Source organism: Agrobacterium sp. CCNWLW32, from assembly GCF_037083425.1.
GTDB lineage: Bacteria > Pseudomonadota > Alphaproteobacteria > Rhizobiales > Rhizobiaceae > Agrobacterium > Agrobacterium radiobacter.
Map to the genome: position 1 here is coordinate 20167 of NZ_JBAOJM010000009.1, position 17009 is coordinate 37175.

Sequence of the window (17009 nt, forward strand, 5' to 3'; positions counted from 1 at the left end):
GACCGGCATGGCGATCTATCATTGCAGTGTAAAACCGGTCGGCCGCAGTGCCGGCAAAAGTGCCGTCGCCGCCATCGCCTATCGCACCGCCAGCAAAATCCTCAACCAGCGTGACGGCATTATCCATGACTTCATCGCAAAGACCGGTGTCGTTCACACGGAGATCATTCTGCCCGATGGTATCGATGCCCCATGGCCGTCCTATCAAACGATTGCCGACGCGACCGGCAAGAGCGTCAAGACTATTCAGCGCGCCGTCCATGAACCTGAGGTCAAAGGATGGTTCGACATCCAGCGCGGAAATGGCGTCGGGTACAACACGGAATATCGTCCCTCAGAACCATCGATTTTACGCGCATCGGACGCCCGGGAAAAGACGGACAAAGTTGTCACCCTTTACCCTGACAAAGGCGGTCAAATTCGGCTGAAAAGGCGGTCAGATGTGTCCGGCGAAGGGGGACAAATATGTCCACCAAACCCAGAGAAAGAAAAAATAAATAGACCTAACCCGCACGACTACGCCCCGCTGCGCGTCGAGACGCGGCGAGCCGTCCCGCTCGTTTTCGTGGCTGAGACCAAGGCGGATCAGGTCGAGCAGTGGTGCGCCTGGCTACGCCGTCACGGGCTTCCATCTATCGAAACCCTGGGCTTGCGAACCGTGAAAACCGGCAAGCCAGGTTATGCCTTGCCGGGATATTGGCCACCGGACGAGACGAGCCCAGGTGCCCTGGACTGGATCGCTTTCTTCAGCCGCCGCCGTGACCACATTGCCACCGAAACTCCCCGACAAACCGACCTTCCGAGGGCGTCATGACGGACGGCGATTTGAAGGGAGCAAGGCGACCCCTGTCATACGGCGAGCCTTCTGACAGGGAGCCTTGTGAGGGGAGGCAGGCCTCCCCTTCAACCCCCACCAAGAGCACGCGGCGATCGCCCAAAGGCGAACTCAATGCCGTCGTGGTTTTCCGCTGCACCGCATCGGAAAAGCAGGCGCTGACCGCCCGCGCTGCGCGGGCCGGTCTGCCCTTCGCCACGCTGATGCGGGAAGCGCTCGGCCTCACCGAGGCGCGCCGCCGCCGTCCGGTTCCGAAGGTGGACCCGGAGCTGGTGCGCGCCGTCGCCCGGATCGGCGGCAACCTCAACCAGATCGCGCGATGGCTGAACGCGGCCCAGGTTCAGGGCCAGGTGTCCGCCATCGACGCAATCACGGTTGCCACGCGCCTGGTCGCCATCGAGCGGGCGCTATCGGAAACCCTTGAGCAGTTCACGGCCAAGGATGACGCGCCGTGCTGATCAAGTTTTTCCGAAACGGCCAGGGCGGCGGATCGGGACCGGTTGACTACCTGGTCGAGCGCGACGTCGTCGCTTACGACCAGAACCGCAACGCGATCCGCGACGAGCGCGGCGAGATCATGCTGTTTGCCCGCGAGCCCCTGCCGGAAGTGCTGCGCGGCGATGCCGACCGCATGCGCGCGCTGATCGACGCCTGTCCACACCAGTGGACCTATCGGGCCGGCGTCATCGCCTTCACGGCTGAAGACGGGCCGAGCCCTGCCCAGCAACGGCAGGTGATGGACGCCTTCGAGAACCTTGCCTTTGCCGGCCTCGAAGCCGACCAGCGCGATATGCTTTGGGTCCGCCATACCCACGAGGGCCGCGTCGAGCTGCATTTCGTGACGCCACGCATGGAGCTTGCGAGCGGGCGCAGCCTCAACATTGCGCCGCCCGGCTACCAGAAGCACTACGACGCCCTGCGCGATGTTCTGAACAAGGAACACGGCTGGAATGACCCAATGGCGCCGGAGCGCGCCCGTGAGACCGTCAGCCTCATCGAGAGCGTGAGGCGTGGCGATGCCCGTGAGTTGATTCACGACTGGATCGTCCAGCGCATCGAGACCGGCGACATCCGCGACCGCCCGAGCATGACCGAGGCTTTGACGGCGGCGGGGTTCGACCTGCCGCGCACCGGAAAAAACTACATCACCGTACGCGATCCCGAGACGGACGAGCGCTGGCGCCTGAAAGGAGACCTGTTCCGTGAAGACTGGACCCGAGAGAATACCCTTGAGCGAGCGCTTGAAAGATCGTCTGGCGAGCCCAGCCGCTCCGGAAGCCGGCTCGACGCCATCGCTCCCGATGAGCTTCGAGACCGACTGGAGCGAAGCCTTGAAGCGCGCGCAAGCTACAATCGAGACCGATATCCGCAGCTTCACGGACGCGAACCGACAGCACTTGAGCGAGGCACTGACGACGACCGAGGCGGACGTGAACCGGCTTCGGTCGATGGTGCAGCCGTTCTTCCTGACCATGGGCGCGGTGGCCTTTCTGATCATCCTGTTGAGCTTCACCGCGAGCTGGTTTTGGGCGGGCCTGATGATCGACCGCGCCCAGAGCGCCAGCCTTTGGCAATTGGGCTTGCAGATCAACCAGACCGGCAGCGGCAAAGTCCTCACCTGGGACGTCAACCGCCTTCAACTGATCACCTGCCAGGCAGGGACCGACAAAACCCCATGCCTGAAGATCGCCCAGGGAGATTGACCGATGACCGAAACCACCAGACCACCGATGCCCGAGACCCTGTCGCCGCTGGAACGCGAATTGCTGGGTTACGTCGAGACGTTGATGAACGCCTTGCAGAACGGAACCGCGCAGTTCGAGGCGCTGGAGAAACGCTCGACCGACATGATCGAAAATCGGCAAGCGGCTTTGGAAGGATCGCTGAAATCGCTCATCGCGTCACAGGCTACCTTCATGAACGCCTGGCTCGCCTCCGGCAATCCTTCCAGCGGCACGGCCTCAACCGGGCTGATGGAAGCATTCGCCCTGCTGGAGCAAGCCGAAGCGATGCTGGAGGCGGTCGCGCAGCAGACGTGACAGGCCGACCGATCGCGCCCGGTCACGGTCGCAACTGACCCTTATTTCCTTCTGGAGTTTCGATTCATGAATTTGATCATTCAGCCCTATCGCTATGCCCTTTCCATTGCCGTGGTTGCGGCAGGTTTCCTGCTGATGGAAACAACGCCCTTGTTCTGGCCACCCATCTACCAGAACGCGCGCGCCGCGATCCTCGTCATGTTTCTTGGGTTTGCGCTGCTAACCTTGGCAGGAGACACCCAGGGCCGCGTCCGTAGCGCGTCGGGCTTGGCTGTGGGGGCTGCCCTCCTTGCCGCGTCTGCTCTCGCCCTTACCGACCCGACCATTGCGGCCGGCGTCCTGCTCGACAGCTTCAAGGCTTGGCGAAATGCCGGCTATTCCGGAATCGAGAGCATTCGAGGCATGGTTTCGACCTGGGATCGCTTCACTGAGGTGCAAAAGCTTGGCGTGCAAACCAGCCTCGCCATTGGCCTGCCTGTGCCGCTGTTCCTCATTCTGCGAGCGATCTCGATTGCCGCCCCGGCATCATCGAGCCGCATTTCCAAACAGGGCCCATGGCGCGCACGGTGGATGAACCGCCACGAGCTGCGCCAGCTCCGGCACAACGACAGCGGCTTGCCGCTCGGTCTCTCCGGCGGTGCAATGCTGCGCTACCGCCCCAACCCGAAAACCGGATGGCGTGCAGGCCATCATGTCGCCATCGCCGGCACACGCGCCGGAAAAGGCGTGTCCGTCGTCATTCCCGCCATCATCGACCATGACGGCCCGGTCGCCGTTCTCGACATCAAGGGAGAAAACTTCGCCGTCACCCGCCGCTATCGCCAATCGCTCGGGCGTCAGGTCGTGGTTCTCAATCCCTTCAGCGTCATCGAGCCGTCGAGGGACAGCTTCAATCCGCTCGACTATATCCGGCAAGCGCACCCCGTCCGCGACATCGAAGTCATTGCCGAAGGCCTTGTTCGGCCGGAAAGCGGAAACGGCGCGCACTTTGCCGAAATGGCGAAATCCATGATTGCCGCCGTGATCGAGGTCGTCATGACAAGGCGCACGGAAGCCGATCGCAACCTGATCACCGTCATGGACTTGCTGTTTTCCGCAGGCTTTGAAAAGACCCTGACGGAATGGGCTGGAGCGCCGGAAACCTTCGGCACCCGCCCTGCTGCCGCCGCTGCCACCTTCCTCGCAGCCGGCGAGAACGAGCGCGGCGCGATCAAAACGACGATCAAGAAGGCTTTCGATTGGGCGCGTTCCGACGAATTGCGCGCCTTTCTCAGCACCTCGACATGCTCGCTCGGAAACCTGTTCGAGGGCCGCGCCGACCTCTTCATGGTCGTGCCACTCGACCAGGTAGAAGCCCAGGCCGTCTTTCTCCGATTGCTGACAAACATCATTCTCGGCATGGCCGTACGCCTCGAAGGCGCGAAGAAGCCGAAAAGGAACGTGCTGCTGGTCTTGGACGAGTTTGTTCGTCTCGGCAGAATGGAAAAGCTGATCAACATCGCCAACGTCGCCGCCGGCTGCGGCATCGAGGCACTGTTCATTACCCAGGACAAGGGCCAGATCGAAAGCGTCTACGGCAAGGGCGACACCGCCAGCATTCTCGGCTCCTGCGTCACCACCCGCATTTTCGGCCTCGGCAGAGCGGAGTTCGAAACCGCCAATTGGGCCGCGAACGCTCTTGGTGATCAGACAGTGCTGACCCGCACCAGGCAGTCGACCGCGAAGTTCGGCGAGGCCCGTAAGACCTCAACCGCTGAGCAGCGCCAGAAGCTCATGACCGCCGATCAGATCCTGGAAATGAAGACCGGCAAGATGCTGCTGCTGACAGGTTCGAAGCCGCCGGCACTGGTTGACGCGATCGTGTCGCACCGTCATCCGGTATATCGGGCGAAGCTGGATCGGAATCCTATGGTGTAGGGCAACAGGTTTGAAGGCTCTGGAGATCGGACGCCTGAAGCTAAAAGTCTAATGGCGCGCGTGGGAAAATCTTATAGTTCTCCGATGTATACTCACTGTAAGTTGCCACTTTGGTCGCAAGGCGGTGACGAGATGAGACCTTGTGCAGTTTTAAACCTACGAGAAATATTGATGACAAGAATTCTTACAGCAATGGATGTGGCAGAGAAAGTTTATGGTGAATGGAAAGAGACATTCCATACATTGAGAATTGATAAAGAGACTTGTGAACTCGCCATCGCGGACCTGGCACGAGGTCGCACGCTCAGCCCGGATTGCACCGCAGATAAAGTTTTGGAAACGGTGCGAAAAGCGATCGCATCGGGCGGTGCCAATTTTTACGCCTAAGAGCATTGCGGACAGTGGCCGGCGGTGCAAAAGCGCCGGCCTAAGCCGTCTACGGGTATTGTCGGCATGTTTTCCGGAATTTCCGTATCGTGGATCCGTCCTCCCCTGCATTTCTCGTCGCAAATATCGGCCACTTAACTTCCAATCTGCCGGATATTGACTTCCAAATAGCCGAATACGATGGTCCCGATCAGCGGAGATTCGGAGTGCTGAATGTTTGGGCGGTTTGTAGAGCGGCGGGCAGATGAGGCGCTGTCCGATACGCCCGTCGTTTTGATAATTGGACCACGCCGGGCAGGCAAACAACGCTTGTCAAGAAGATGGGCACTTCGGAACGCACCTACATAACGCTCGACAATCAGACGGTACTGGAAGCCGCCAGGAATGATCCAGTCGGTTTTATCCAAGGTCTCGATCAAGCCATCATCGATGAGGTGCAGCGAGCGCCGGACCTTCTATTGGCTATCAAGAAGTCTGTTGATGAAGACTACCGTCCCGGTCGGTTTCTCCTGACCGGGTCGGCCAATGTGCTGACGCTGCCGAAAGTCGCTGATAGCTTGGCAGGACGCATGGAAACTATCCAAATGCTTCCTTTGGCGAGGGCCGAGATCGCCGGGAGTTCCCCGAGCTTTCTTGAAGGATTGTTTGAAGGAAAGCTGAAAAATCAGCCGAATGCAGTTGTTGGCGACGATCTGGTTCAGTTGGTTTTGCTCGGCGGGTTCCCCGAAGCCCTTAGCCGCGAGAGTGAGCGCCGGTGCCAGGATTGGGCGCGATCTTATCTCACCTCGATCCTGACACGCGACTTGCGGGATATTGCTGACGTCGAGAAATTGGCTGAACTTCCGAAGTTTGTTCGGCTGCTACGCCTGTGCCACGAAGTCCTGCGTGGTGATGGCATTGGCGTAGAAGGGCGCAATCTCAGTCACAAAATCGTCCTGCTGCTTGCGGGTGTAGCCAGCCGAAGCGTCGTAGACGACGTTCGTGTGATAGCCAAGATCGTGCGCGTTGCGCATCGAGGATTCGACACATTGGCGTTGCGAGAAGCCGGCGAGGTAGATTTCGAAGATCCTGTTGTTGCGAAGATAGCTGTCGAGCGTTGTGCCCACGAAAACGCTGCTGCCACCGCCGCGCTCGCGTACGACGAATTCCTCTTCGGCGGGTTCGAAGCCCGGGAAGAACTCTGCCTGCTCGCCCAGGAATGAGCCGTAATCGCGCATCATCTTGCGCAGGCCGTACTTGCCTTCGCCGAGCACTTTGAAGGTCGGCTCGAATTTTAGTGAGGCGTGAATCACATGCATGCCGCGACTGCGGGCTTTCGCCAGGATGACCTTCGAATTGGCAATCGCTGTATCGACCTGTTCGCGATCCTGGAATGAGGGATAGATGCCGCCGGTCGGCGACAGCCAGTCGTTGACATATTCGATGAGAATGAGCGCCCTCTTGGATGGTTCTGTCATGAGATCGGTCCTGTCGGTCGCATGTGGATTAAGCCGCAATGATCGCGCCCTGCAGGCGCAAATGTTCGCGGAAGAGTTCGGGATAGGTTTCGACGACGGCATTCCTGACGCTTGGTCGTTCAGCGAGTGCGGAACGCCACGCCGTTAACCGCGGCAAGCCGTCGAAGATGGGATCTGATACGGCCGGGTCGATGATCTCGAAATAGCGGAATAGTGGCGCGTAAACGGCATCTACCAGCCCGAAGTCTGCCCCAGCGAAATAGGGGCCGTCAGCCAATTCCGCCTCAAGCTTTGCCAGGCGATCACTGAATGCCACGCGTTTGGCATCTGCGGTCGCCGCATCTTTGGCATGTAGGAACTGCCAGCCCTCCGTCATGGCCTGCGTGGCAAATTCGATCCATGCGCGGTGTCGCGCCCGCAACAGCGCCCCGCCGGGATACATAGCTGCGCCACCTTGGGTCTCGTTTAGATATTCGCAGATCGCTACGCTTTCGAAGAGGATTGCATCCTCGCCGTTGCGCTGTCTAATCTTCAGTACCGGCACCTTGCCGGTCGGCGATAGGGCCAGGAACCAGTCCGGTTTTGCCGACAGGGCAACATCGATCCGCTCGAAGGCGACCCCCTTCTCCAGCAGCAGGATCACCGCGCGCTGGACGAATGGGCAAAGGGGATGGCTGATAAGGGTGAGGTTTGTGTCTGTCATGACAGGTCTCCGCTCAGTGCTGCGTCAGATCGATTGCCCGCCCGACACATCGAACGTCGTGCCGTTTGCCCAGCCCAGATCGTCGGACAGGATTGCAGCTACCGCGGCGCCAATGTCACCGGACTCGCCGACGCGGCCTAGTGCAATGGTGCCAGCAACATGGGCGTTGATGTACGCGTCATCACGCACCCCACCTCCGCCGAAATCCGTTGCGATTGCGCCGGGAGCGATGGCGTTGACGCGGATCTGGCGCGCGCCGAGTTCAACTGCCATGAATTTGGTGAGTGTCTGCATCGCCGACTTGGCAGCCGCATAGAGGCCATAACCCGCCATCGTCGTGCGAACAAATGCGGTTGAGACGTTCAGTACGCGCCCGCCGTCATTGAGTAGCGGCAGCAGCTTCTGCGTCAGGAACACTGGACCCCTTAGGTGCATGTCGACCATCTGGTCGAACTGCACCTCGGTCGCGTCGGCAACCATGGTATAGACGCCTTCGCCTGCGTTGTTCACCAGGTAGTCCAAACGCGCAGCTCCGAACGTCGTCTTCAGGGTGTCGGCGACGTTCTCGGCAAAGGCCGCGAAGCTTGCGGCATCGGTGATGTCGAGCGCCAGCATTGCAGCGTTGCCGCCCATTGCTTCGATCTCGCTGACGAGTGCATGAGCCTCGGCGGTGCTGTTCCTGTAGGTGCCGATCACGCCCACACCACGCTTAGCTACATGCAGCGCCATGCTGCGGCCGAGACCGCGGCTGGCTCCAGTAATGAGTACGATCTTCTGAGACATAGCTCTGGCTCCTTATGGCCTAATCTTCTGAAGGGTTGGCCTGTGAGGGACCCTCCGCTGCAGACCATCTAGCGGAACTTTGCAGTCCAAACGCCGCCTGATGCTCTCAGAGTCTTGCCTGATTGTCTCAGGCTCTTGCAGAGGTGAGGAGACGTGTCATACTCATGGGCATGACCGATAATCTTCAGCCGCATCGCGATCTCGCACTCCGCCACGGGCGGGTCGGCATCACCCAGACACCAATCCCGCGCCTGGAAATCAGTGTTGGACAGGTGACTTCCGGTACGTCGCCGTGCCTATACCGCTCGATGATCTGCTTCATCTTGCAGGGTTCGAAGGACGTCGCGATCCACGACGACCTGCTCCGCTACGACTCATCTCGGTACCTGGTCAGTGCACTTGATCTTCCCTTGAGCGGGCAGATCCATAACGCTGACGACGGCAATCCTTATGTGGCGATCTCACTGGTCCTTGATCCGGCGCTTCTCGCCGAGGTCGCCTCGACGATGCCGGTCACGCGTGAAGCGGAAATGCCAGGTAGTGGCATCGCGATCAATCCAATGACGCCTGCGCTGCGCGACACGCTTAATCGGCTGCTGGCGCTACTCGACACACCAGCAGACATTCCCGCGCTAGCACCGATGGCGGAGCGCGAATTGCTGTATCGTCTCTTGCAAGGTCCGCAGGGACGACTGTTGCGTAGCATTGCCCGCCCAGAAGGTGCGCTCGGTCGTATCCGCCGCGCAGTTGAATGGATACGCGACCACGTCAATACGCAGTTCCGGATTGAGGCGCTGTGTGAAGCCGCTGGCATGAGCCGCGCCAGCTTGCACCGCCACTTTGTCGCGCTGACAGGGCTAAGCCCTATCCAGTATCACAAGCAACTGCGGCTTCAGGAAGCGCGTCATTTGCTACTCGCCGGCGACCGTACTGCCTCCGACGTCGCCTATGCGGTCGGCTATGAAAGCGCTTCGCAATTCAGCCGTGAGTATTTGCGTCAGTTCGGAGCGCCGCCCGTCCGCGATATCCGTAATTTAAGACAATCGATCGGCCAAGATATCGCTGGTTAGGTTTGTCTTGCGCAGATCAGGTGACGTGAATGCTAAATGTGCATTTCTGTCAAAGTCCACAATTAACGGGTCCTGACGACATTGTCGGACAGGGATGCCGAGGCGCCAGCGAGGAGCAGACGGTCAGCGGAACCCTCCTGGATTTTGTAAATTTTTGCCGTCACGCTGAGACCAGCACTAAGCGAACGGGTGGCCCTGATGCACCAGGGTTGTGAAGAAGTCCGTTCGCGAGCGAACGAGCATGGCCGTAACGGTCGGTGGTGACCTCGTGTTCATACACAATACTCACAAAACACCTGGTCGAGCACCAAACGATTGTGGCTGATGGTTGTTCGCGAGGCTCGCTTTCACTCTATTGCTGTCTTGACCCGGCGGCGCTCCAAAGAGACGCTTGTACTCACGGCTGAATTGCGAAGCGCTTTCATAGCCGACCGCAAATCCCACCTCTGATGCACGCATCTGCCCTGCGATCATGCGCCTCCGGGCTTCGTGGAGCCGGATATACTTTTGATACTGTAACGGACTGACCGCTGCGACGGCTTTGAAACGGTCGTAAAAGACGGATACGCTCATGCCTGCAAGCGCCGCGACCGCCCTGAAATCGAGACGCTCGGTGTGATGGTCGCGTATCCAGGCCATGGCCTTTCGAATGTGCATCAGGCGCGAGTCAGCCCCGGCAATCTGCCGAAGCAGGCCGCCATGCGGCCCCATTAACAGCCGAAACATCAGTGCGTGCTCCAATGGCTGCGCCATGACCGGAATTTCGGTCGGTCGATCAAGGAGCTCCACCAATCTTCCCCAAGCACCGAGAAGCGACGTACTTGCGGTGCTGAGGCCATACCCCGATTCGATCGGCAGCTCTGGTATCGCTGCCATCTCAAGAACGAGGTCAGACAGCAATGGCGCGTCCAGATACAAGCCGATTGCGACAAACGGTCTGTCTGGCGACGCTTCGCAAACTTGACCCAACGCGGCAATCTCGGCCGCGACAATCAAGCTTTGGCCGGGTCCATACTCGAACATCTTGTCGCCGATAAACATGCGCTGCGTGCCCTGGATCACCAACGATGCCGCAGGATCGTAGATCAGCGGATCGACCTCGGTCGTATGATCAAGAGTGTAAACGAACAGTCTCGGCAATTTAAGATTAGGACGGCCAGCATGGCGCATTGCGACGGCGCGGATTGTGTCGAGTTCGCTCATCAAACCACCCTAACCCGATTGCCCAGTTCTATCAAGAATTCCGGAAGATCAGGCAAGAGTGACCGAAGTTCCGGCATCGTGGCCTTAGGGTTCAAGTCCTATCATCGGTCCCAAGACAGAGCCATTGAGGCGTCTGATGGTCCAGGAGAAACTTGCATGCCCACCCCAATCGAAACCGTTTCTACTTTTTGCGCCGCTTTCGTTGAAGACGGCGGAAGGCCAGCCGTCCGCCGCTGGTTCACACCCAGTACGCGCTGGATCAATGAAGGCGTTTCAGTCACGACGGGCGCTGACGAGGCCATTGCGATGATAGATGAGCTGGAGACGTCGATCGGAATCTCCACGGTCCATATCGATATGCTCGCGATTGCTGCCGATGGATCCCGCGTTCTCACGGAAAGGCTCGACCGGTTCGAGCGTGCCGATGGCAGTGAAATTGGGCGCGTGATGATTATGGGAATTTTTGAGCTTGAAGGGGACAAGATCGTCGAGTGGCGGGACTATTTCGACGTCACCGCCGTTCAGAAGTTCTCGGCGGTTTGAGACACTGTCTTTCATCACAGCGCGGGCTTGCCGTTAGCGCTGTGATGGAAGTCGCGTGCGGGACAATGGTTCATCATCTTCATGACCTGGGAAGCGAGTGCTCGTTTTTCTGGATGGAGGGCCGCAAGTTTCGGGATTGCTACGTTAGAACCAATGTCAATTGTTAGACGAGGCGAGCCGCCAAACTGTGGCGGCTATTCCCACATGGCGCCTATAAACCGGACAATCCGCTTCCGGCCCCGTATCGGACGTGGCCGCTAAAGCGAACGCCCCCTGTGGGCGCGAAGCGGATGGCGGTAATTTGCATAAAACGGACTTATGGGTTGTAAAGCAGCGGAAGACGACGCGCGATCAGCGCGCGCCGTCTGGTACATGTAGCGGTCACTCAGGGCCGCAGCCGCTTCGGTGTCCGGCTGAGCAATGTGACCTCCCTTATGCTGGCGGCGTTGAGAAGGCGCATCATGATGCGACCAAGCCCCACCCCCATACCTCCGTGGGGCGGGCAGCCAAACCGAAAGAAATCAAAATAGTCGGATAGGCCGTCCAGCTTCAATCCGCGTTGCTCTGCCTGCGCAACAAGGCGCTCGCGGCGATGCTCCCGTTGCGCACCAGTCGTGATTTCAAGGCCACGCCAGAGGAGATCGAAGCCCTTCGTAATGTCAGGGCAACCCTCATGGCGCATATGATAGAAGGCCCGGCTGCTCGCCGGGTAGTCGGTTATAAACAAGAACTCATGCCCCGTTTGTGCCGCAATATGTTCGCAGAGGATTCGCTCACCTTCAGTATCAAGGTCGTCCTGTCGCGTCAGCACGTGACCGAGCTGGCTGAGGATTTCGCGGGCTTGGGCAAAAGTCACCTGTGGAAACGGTAACGTAGGTGGAGCGACCTTCACGCCGAAATGAGCCTCGATAGCAGGCCCATGAACCTCCGCGACCGCCCGGATGGAATGAGCCAGCCATTGTTGTTCAAAGTCCATCAGTTCATGGTGGTCTTTAATCCAGCTGATCTCCATGTCGATGGAGGTGAACTCGGTTTCGTGCCGCGATGTGAAGGAGGGTTCGGCACGGAAGACCGGACCGATCTCAAATACCTTCTCCATGCCGCCGGCGATAGCCAATTGCTTGTAGAATTGCGGCGACTGCGCGAGGAAGGCCGTGGTGTCGAAGTATTTGACAGAGAAAACTTCAGCTCCTGACTCGCTTGCAGTCCCCATCAGCTTGGGCGAGTGAATCTCACGGAAACCGTACTGCTTCCAGAACTCGCGCATCGCCTCTTCCAAGGTCGTCTGTACAGCAAAGACCAGTTGTTGCTCCGGATAGCGCAAACTTACCTGCCGGTGGTCCAGCCATTTTTCGAGGCCGGAATCGCGCGCTATGGGTATAAGGCTGTCGGCCAGCCCGCACACCTCAGCGCCGTCGAGTATGACTTCCAGGCCACCGAGTTTTACTGCCGGGGCAGCAACGACCGTGCCGGTGGCCATGAGTGCACTTTCGGGTGTCAGAGTATCGAGTGCTGAGGCGAGAGCTTTATTGTCCTTGTTCTGAGTAAGCTGAACCTTGCCTGTTCCATCACGCAGGATGATGAAACGCATGTGTTTTTGATCGCGAATTGTGTCGACGAATCCGTGCAGCTTGACACGCTGCCCAATGCTAAGGGGCAGTTCTGAAATCGGGCACTCGTGCGAAACGAAGGAGTGAGACATGACTTTCTCCAGGAAAACCGATACGGAGAAGCCAAACCTACAGCCCTTCCGAAACCGGCAGGGCTGTGGTGATTAATGAGCTACGCTAAACCGCGCGCGCACCATCCACGACCCCGGAGGGGCCGTTATTATTGACAGTGGTGTTGTGTCGCGTACTCATAGGGGGATTTAGCCGCAATGACAGAACATTGTAAACCGTCAATCGTGAACCATAATACCTGCCTTGTCTAAATAATTACGGGACCGAAGAACCATGCCTCGATGGCTGCCGACTGTTTTGACGGTCGGGAATACGGACTGAATTTGCGCTAAGCGGATGGCACCTCGCGGCCCAATCTGGACATCGACGAGCAACTATGCGCACCGTAAATCATGTCCCTGACGCAAGACCTCGAGAAAATTCTGGAAACTGTCCTGCCAACCGATCCCAGCTTTCGGCGGATCGAACAGGCGACGATAGACAGCTGCATTCGTGACACTCGACGATACGCTTTGGAGGGCTCCAAAGAGGCCTTTCTGTTTTCCGCGATGCGCTTGCTCGCACTTCCCGACAACGGACACACACGGCTGATCCCGAACGATTCCATCTCAGTGCTCCCGCTGAGGTTTGTGAATGTCGGAACGGTGGTGCAGTTAACTGACACCGCACTGGAAACAACTGCGCCAAGAGGAGAGCTGATAGCAGTCAACGGCACACCTTTGGGCCAGATTGCAGCCGCCGCAGAGAAATTTCTGGCGGGAACGCGCCAGAGGAAACGGGTCATTGGACCGATTCTTCTGGCATGGCCGTATGCATTGGCCCACCTCGGGTTTTCTTCGAAAGAGAATACGACTGAATATCGCGTGAAAGACGAGAATGGGCAGATAACCGATTTGAAAGTGGAGAATGGGCATACGGTTCCTGCACCGATGCTCTATCCGAGAAACGAGCATGGCAAGGCTGATCCGGCCTGGAGGCCCGAGAGATTTGTGGAGATCAAGGACTGGCAGGGGCTTGGGCTTTCAATATCATTGCCAAGTTTCTTCGATCCAAGTGAAAGTGCTCTGCCGAAAGCCATCTCCGGTGCAGCCGAGCGTGTAAGCACCTGCCCGAACAAAAAACTCTTGATTGACGTTCGCGGAAACACCGGTGGCGACTTCCTTCAAACGATGCCCTTGATCGACGCCATCTCTTTACACGCAAGCAGGCAGGTTGTTGTGCTTGTCGACAAATTCACGTTTTCCGCAGCGATAGTATTTGTAGCCATCCTCAAACATCGTTTGGGATGTCGACTCAAAATCATCGGCGAAGAAATGGGCGACGGGTTGATTTTTTTTGCCGAGGGAGGGTTGCTCGATTTGCCGATCAGCGGAGCGGTCGTTCGATACTCATCAGCCTTTCACGACTGGGAGAACGGAATCAGTAACGAAACTACACCGGCTGAAATCGCGCAGCAAATGGTCCCGGCAGGAAAACTGAATTTGGATTGGGAATGGGTCGTAAGGTCTACTGCTGAGAATGCACAAGGCGCGTTCTACCAACAAGTTCTTAAGAGTCTGGACGATTAGACGAACAGCGGCTCAGTCCGCACTGCTGGCGGCCGCCCCCCGGAAAATGCTACGCCGAGTAAGGAATGGCCGCCTTCGGCGCTGCGGCAATCAGGCGTGCCACGGCCAACGACGCACACTTCTCCGTCCGCTTCTCGGCGCCCAAGCGAAGACCGCTTCGATCTTCATATAGCAGGTTCTCGAACTTCACGCCAAACCGCACCATCAGGAAATGTCGCGCGCGCTGACACGTAATTCCGCAGCCACCAAATAACACGAAATGATTAATCCTGCTGTAATACTTTAGCCTCGCTTTTACGTAAATATATTCACTTATAGCGAGTTGTTTACACCGATTCTATTGTGGTATCTTCTCAGTCAAAATAAGTGTGAGGCGGCATCAATGTCATCACCTGTCAGCGTACCTGTATCCGTCGCGTTTGTGGACGATCACCCTATTCTTCTTGAAGGACTTGTAAGTCTTTACTCGAACAAAAAAGATCTCAAAATTGTTGGCCAGGGCCACAACGCTGTAGACGCAATCAAAATCACTGAACAACTTTCGCCTGACGTCATCGTCGTTGATCTCAGCATGCCCGGCGACTCGATGGCGGCGATTGAGGTGATTGTCCAGACAATGCCGGGAACCAAGGTCGTAATCTTCACGGCGACCTCCAGTATCGAGACAGCGATCAAGGCTCTCAATTGTGGCGTTTCCGGCTACGTCCTTAAAGGAAGCAGTTCGACAGACCTTCACGACGCAATTATTGCCGCGCACAACGGCGAGACATATATGACGCCAGGCTTCGCAACGAGGGTCATCATGTCGATGAAGGCGGCAGAGGCGAGACAAAGAGCTATACAGCAGAAACGCTTAAGCGTTCGCGAAGAACAGATTGTCTCCTACCTCATGAGAGGGCAGACAAATCGTGAAATAGCCAGAAGTCTCGACATAAGCGAAAAAACGGTCAAACATTACATGACGATCCTGATGCAGAAGCTCGACGTACGAAATCGTGTCGAGGCCGTTCTCGCCGCACAAAAAATTGGTGGGCCACCCGATCTCTTCAACTAGGATGACGTCCAAAATCTCCACAGCTTCTGCGCCAGACGGCCGCTAGATCATCTCGTCCGACGAAAGCTGATTGATGGGCAAAACTGCGACGATGATGGTTCCCGCCGCGCGCCTGAATATCCGCATTTTCCCGCCAAATGACCTTACGCGCCGCTTCTGACTGGTCAAACCAAGCTTCACTCGGGCTGCAGCGTTTTGGTCTGGACGCACAACACGCTCCCCCACATCAGCCACCACGATGATGAGTTTGTTGTCGTGGATGCGGTATCGGACCCTCTGCCTGTTATTGGCTGCGTGTCGGAATGCATTCATCAACCCTTCCTGAATAAAGCGATAGACGCAGACATTCAGGTGGGGTTTGTACATCTCGTGCGGTATCAGGCCGTCCATTTCAACGGGAAACGCTGTGAGATCCCTGTAGCGCGCCACGGCGAGCTTTATTGTTTCACTTAAGCTGAGTTCGTCAAGTTCAGGCAATGAGAGGCCGGCCGAGATTTTCCGCAGATCCGCAAGAACGCCTGAGACGAAATTCAGCAGCTTTTCAAGATCAGGGTTGACCTTCCTTCCGCTTAAGCGCTGCTCTGCAATCATATCGCTCAGGCGAAGACTTATAAGGGTGAGAACCTGCACTGGGCCATCATGCAGATCGTTGCCAATCTGGTCGAGTATCTTCTCATTCAGCTTGCCGGCTTCGAGTCTGGCATAGTCTGCTGCTTTCCTCAGCTTGTCGTTTTGCTCCCACAGATCAAGGGCGTTCAGGAGGTTCGCCTCGATCGCTCGCTTTTGCCGGGCAATCAGCCGGCTTGCTGTTAGTGCCATGAGATACAACAATCCAAGCATTGGCAAAGCCACGCCGGCCACAATCAGGAATGTTCCGCGCCGCGCAGAGCGAAGCTCAGCGATCAAATAATTCGGTTCTTCGTAAAACTCTCCAACGAGAATGACCTTGCCATTCCCGTCACGAAGAAGGGGCGCGTAGACCTCTAACAGAAGGTTCTGCTTTTCCTCGCCGGTATAAACATGTTTCTCCACCTCCGTACGGGATACAACGATCTCACCTGACAAGGCCGACCTCAACTCATCGAACACTCTTGGATGGTCGATTTTTTGATCGTTTGTCGCATAGAATATACTGCCATCGGCCCGCCAAAGTTTGATCGTGCGAACGTGCTGACCGATAGGCCCTGTGCCGAGCAGGTTTTCGAGGTGCGAGACCAGGACAGGGTCAATCGTGTCCTTGTGGAGATCAGCCTCCTTGATAAGGGGAGAAACAAAGGTTTCGAGATAAAGAGCTCCAACCCCGCCAGCTCCAGCGAGCATGGCGCGTTCAACCCGATCGGCAGCCCAGAACGTAAGGCACGACATCAACACAATCACGATCGGTGACATCAGGATCATGAATTGTGTCGAAAGATGCAGATCCCGGAACCAGTCTGTCAAACGTCGCAAGAACGATCTCCATTTTCCGAGCGATCCATTGCGCGATTTTGCGTCAACACCAGTGTCGTCAAACGGTGAATGTTTCATGTCCCAACCCGCTGATGTTTTATGCACAAACCTCGTCGAATTCGCACTTATCAGAAACAGAACCGCATCCCGGATTTGATATTTACCAAGATTCAGGTGCGGATATTTTTATACAATTATACAATTAATTCAGCAATTTAATTTGCCAATTCCAATTCCGCAAGACCACATCAACCTTGGGCTGACGACCGTCAGACCAAGGTCTGATGAACTGCTGCGACCAAGGATCCTTAAACAACTG

Annotated in this window: 17 protein-coding genes and 1 pseudogene; 11 read left to right on the plus strand and 7 right to left on the minus strand. The window is 57.2% G+C overall.

Features of this window, described 5'->3' with window-relative positions:
- The first annotated feature begins 7 nt into the window (after positions 1-7).
- Together V6R85_RS18175 and V6R85_RS18180 are read left to right on the plus strand one after the other, a co-directional pair.
- Complete coding sequence (locus V6R85_RS18175; protein ID WP_336377111.1) at positions 8-814, plus strand: MobA/MobL family protein; 807 nt, start codon at positions 8-10, stop codon at positions 812-814.
- The gene (locus V6R85_RS18180; RefSeq protein WP_336377112.1) at positions 811-1293 is read left to right on the plus strand and encodes a MobC family plasmid mobilization relaxosome protein; all 483 of its coding nucleotides are present in this window, start codon (positions 811-813) and stop codon (positions 1291-1293) included. The genes V6R85_RS18175 and V6R85_RS18180 overlap by 4 nt, the downstream gene beginning before the upstream one ends.
- Here V6R85_RS18180 and V6R85_RS26060 read toward each other — a convergent pair.
- Positions 1176-1871 (minus strand): hypothetical protein, encoded by a 696-nt coding sequence (locus V6R85_RS26060; RefSeq protein ID WP_442892977.1) that lies wholly within the window; start codon positions 1869-1871, stop codon positions 1176-1178. The two genes, V6R85_RS18180 and V6R85_RS26060, sit on opposite strands and share 118 nt — an antisense overlap.
- A gap of 193 nt (positions 1872-2064) precedes the next feature.
- Here V6R85_RS26060 and V6R85_RS18190 point away from each other — a divergent pair, with 193 nt between their 5' ends.
- The 5 genes and pseudogenes from V6R85_RS18190 to V6R85_RS18210 form a co-directional block, all read left to right on the plus strand.
- A complete protein-coding gene (locus V6R85_RS18190) occupies positions 2065-2538 on the plus strand; it encodes a hypothetical protein (protein WP_223568710.1) in 474 nt (157 codons plus the stop codon).
- A gap of 3 nt (positions 2539-2541) precedes the next feature.
- Positions 2542-2874, plus strand: a complete 333-nt coding sequence (locus V6R85_RS18195) for a hypothetical protein (protein ID WP_129565371.1) — start codon at positions 2542-2544, stop codon at positions 2872-2874.
- A 66-nt stretch (positions 2875-2940) separates the two neighbouring features.
- Positions 2941-4791 (plus strand): type IV secretory system conjugative DNA transfer family protein, encoded by a 1851-nt coding sequence (locus V6R85_RS18200; RefSeq protein WP_111834021.1) that lies wholly within the window; start codon positions 2941-2943, stop codon positions 4789-4791.
- A 171-nt stretch (positions 4792-4962) separates the two neighbouring features.
- The gene (locus tag V6R85_RS18205) at positions 4963-5178 is read left to right on the plus strand and encodes a hypothetical protein (protein WP_111834020.1); all 216 of its coding nucleotides are present in this window, start codon (positions 4963-4965) and stop codon (positions 5176-5178) included.
- A gap of 213 nt (positions 5179-5391) precedes the next feature.
- Positions 5392-6041: pseudogene (locus V6R85_RS18210) on the plus strand (ATP-binding protein); the annotation flags it as partial.
- On the opposite strand, the gene V6R85_RS18215 reads toward V6R85_RS18210, so the two are convergent.
- From V6R85_RS18215 to V6R85_RS18225, 3 genes are read right to left on the minus strand one after another with little or no spacing between them, the layout of a single operon-like run.
- Positions 6039-6635: an isochorismatase family cysteine hydrolase gene (locus V6R85_RS18215; protein WP_336377113.1), complete on the minus strand. Its 597-nt coding sequence runs from the start codon at positions 6633-6635 to the stop codon at positions 6039-6041. The pseudogene V6R85_RS18210 and the gene V6R85_RS18215 sit on opposite strands and share 3 nt — an antisense overlap.
- A 28-nt stretch (positions 6636-6663) precedes the next feature.
- Complete coding sequence (locus V6R85_RS18220) at positions 6664-7338, minus strand: glutathione S-transferase N-terminal domain-containing protein (RefSeq protein ID WP_111834018.1); 675 nt, start codon at positions 7336-7338, stop codon at positions 6664-6666.
- Between the two features lie 24 nt (positions 7339-7362).
- Positions 7363-8121 (minus strand): SDR family NAD(P)-dependent oxidoreductase, encoded by a 759-nt coding sequence (locus tag V6R85_RS18225; protein ID WP_111834017.1) that lies wholly within the window; start codon positions 8119-8121, stop codon positions 7363-7365.
- A 170-nt stretch (positions 8122-8291) separates the two neighbouring features.
- Between V6R85_RS18225 and V6R85_RS18230 the strand changes: the two genes are divergently transcribed.
- Positions 8292-9191, plus strand: a complete 900-nt coding sequence (locus V6R85_RS18230) for an AraC family transcriptional regulator (protein WP_111834036.1) — start codon at positions 8292-8294, stop codon at positions 9189-9191.
- Between the two features lie 285 nt (positions 9192-9476).
- On the opposite strand, the gene V6R85_RS18235 is transcribed toward V6R85_RS18230, so the two are convergent.
- Entirely contained in the window at positions 9477-10394 is a 918-nt protein-coding gene (locus V6R85_RS18235) for an AraC family transcriptional regulator N-terminal domain-containing protein (RefSeq protein ID WP_129565368.1), read from the minus strand.
- Positions 10395-10550: 156 nt separating this feature from the next.
- Here V6R85_RS18235 and V6R85_RS18240 point away from each other — a divergent pair, with 156 nt between their 5' ends.
- On the plus strand, positions 10551-10937 hold the full coding sequence (locus tag V6R85_RS18240) for a limonene-1,2-epoxide hydrolase (RefSeq protein WP_111834015.1): 387 nt from the start codon (positions 10551-10553) through the stop codon (positions 10935-10937).
- A gap of 385 nt (positions 10938-11322) precedes the next feature.
- Here the strand turns inward: V6R85_RS18240 and aspS are convergent, their stop codons facing one another.
- Positions 11323-12639, minus strand: a complete 1317-nt coding sequence (gene aspS / locus V6R85_RS18245; RefSeq protein WP_111834014.1) for an aspartate--tRNA(Asn) ligase — start codon at positions 12637-12639, stop codon at positions 11323-11325.
- A gap of 372 nt (positions 12640-13011) precedes the next feature.
- Between aspS and V6R85_RS18250 the strand changes: the two genes are divergently transcribed.
- Both V6R85_RS18250 and V6R85_RS18255 read left to right on the plus strand, forming a co-directional pair.
- Entirely contained in the window at positions 13012-14187 is a 1176-nt protein-coding gene (locus tag V6R85_RS18250) for a peptidase S41 (protein ID WP_111834013.1), read from the plus strand.
- Positions 14188-14569: 382 nt separating this feature from the next.
- Positions 14570-15241, plus strand: a complete 672-nt coding sequence (locus V6R85_RS18255; RefSeq protein ID WP_060727162.1) for a response regulator — start codon at positions 14570-14572, stop codon at positions 15239-15241.
- A 42-nt stretch (positions 15242-15283) separates the two neighbouring features.
- On the opposite strand, the gene V6R85_RS18260 is transcribed toward V6R85_RS18255, so the two are convergent.
- The gene (locus V6R85_RS18260) at positions 15284-16768 is read right to left on the minus strand and encodes a sensor histidine kinase (RefSeq protein ID WP_111834012.1); all 1485 of its coding nucleotides are present in this window, start codon (positions 16766-16768) and stop codon (positions 15284-15286) included.
- Between the last annotated feature and the right edge of the window lie 241 nt (positions 16769-17009).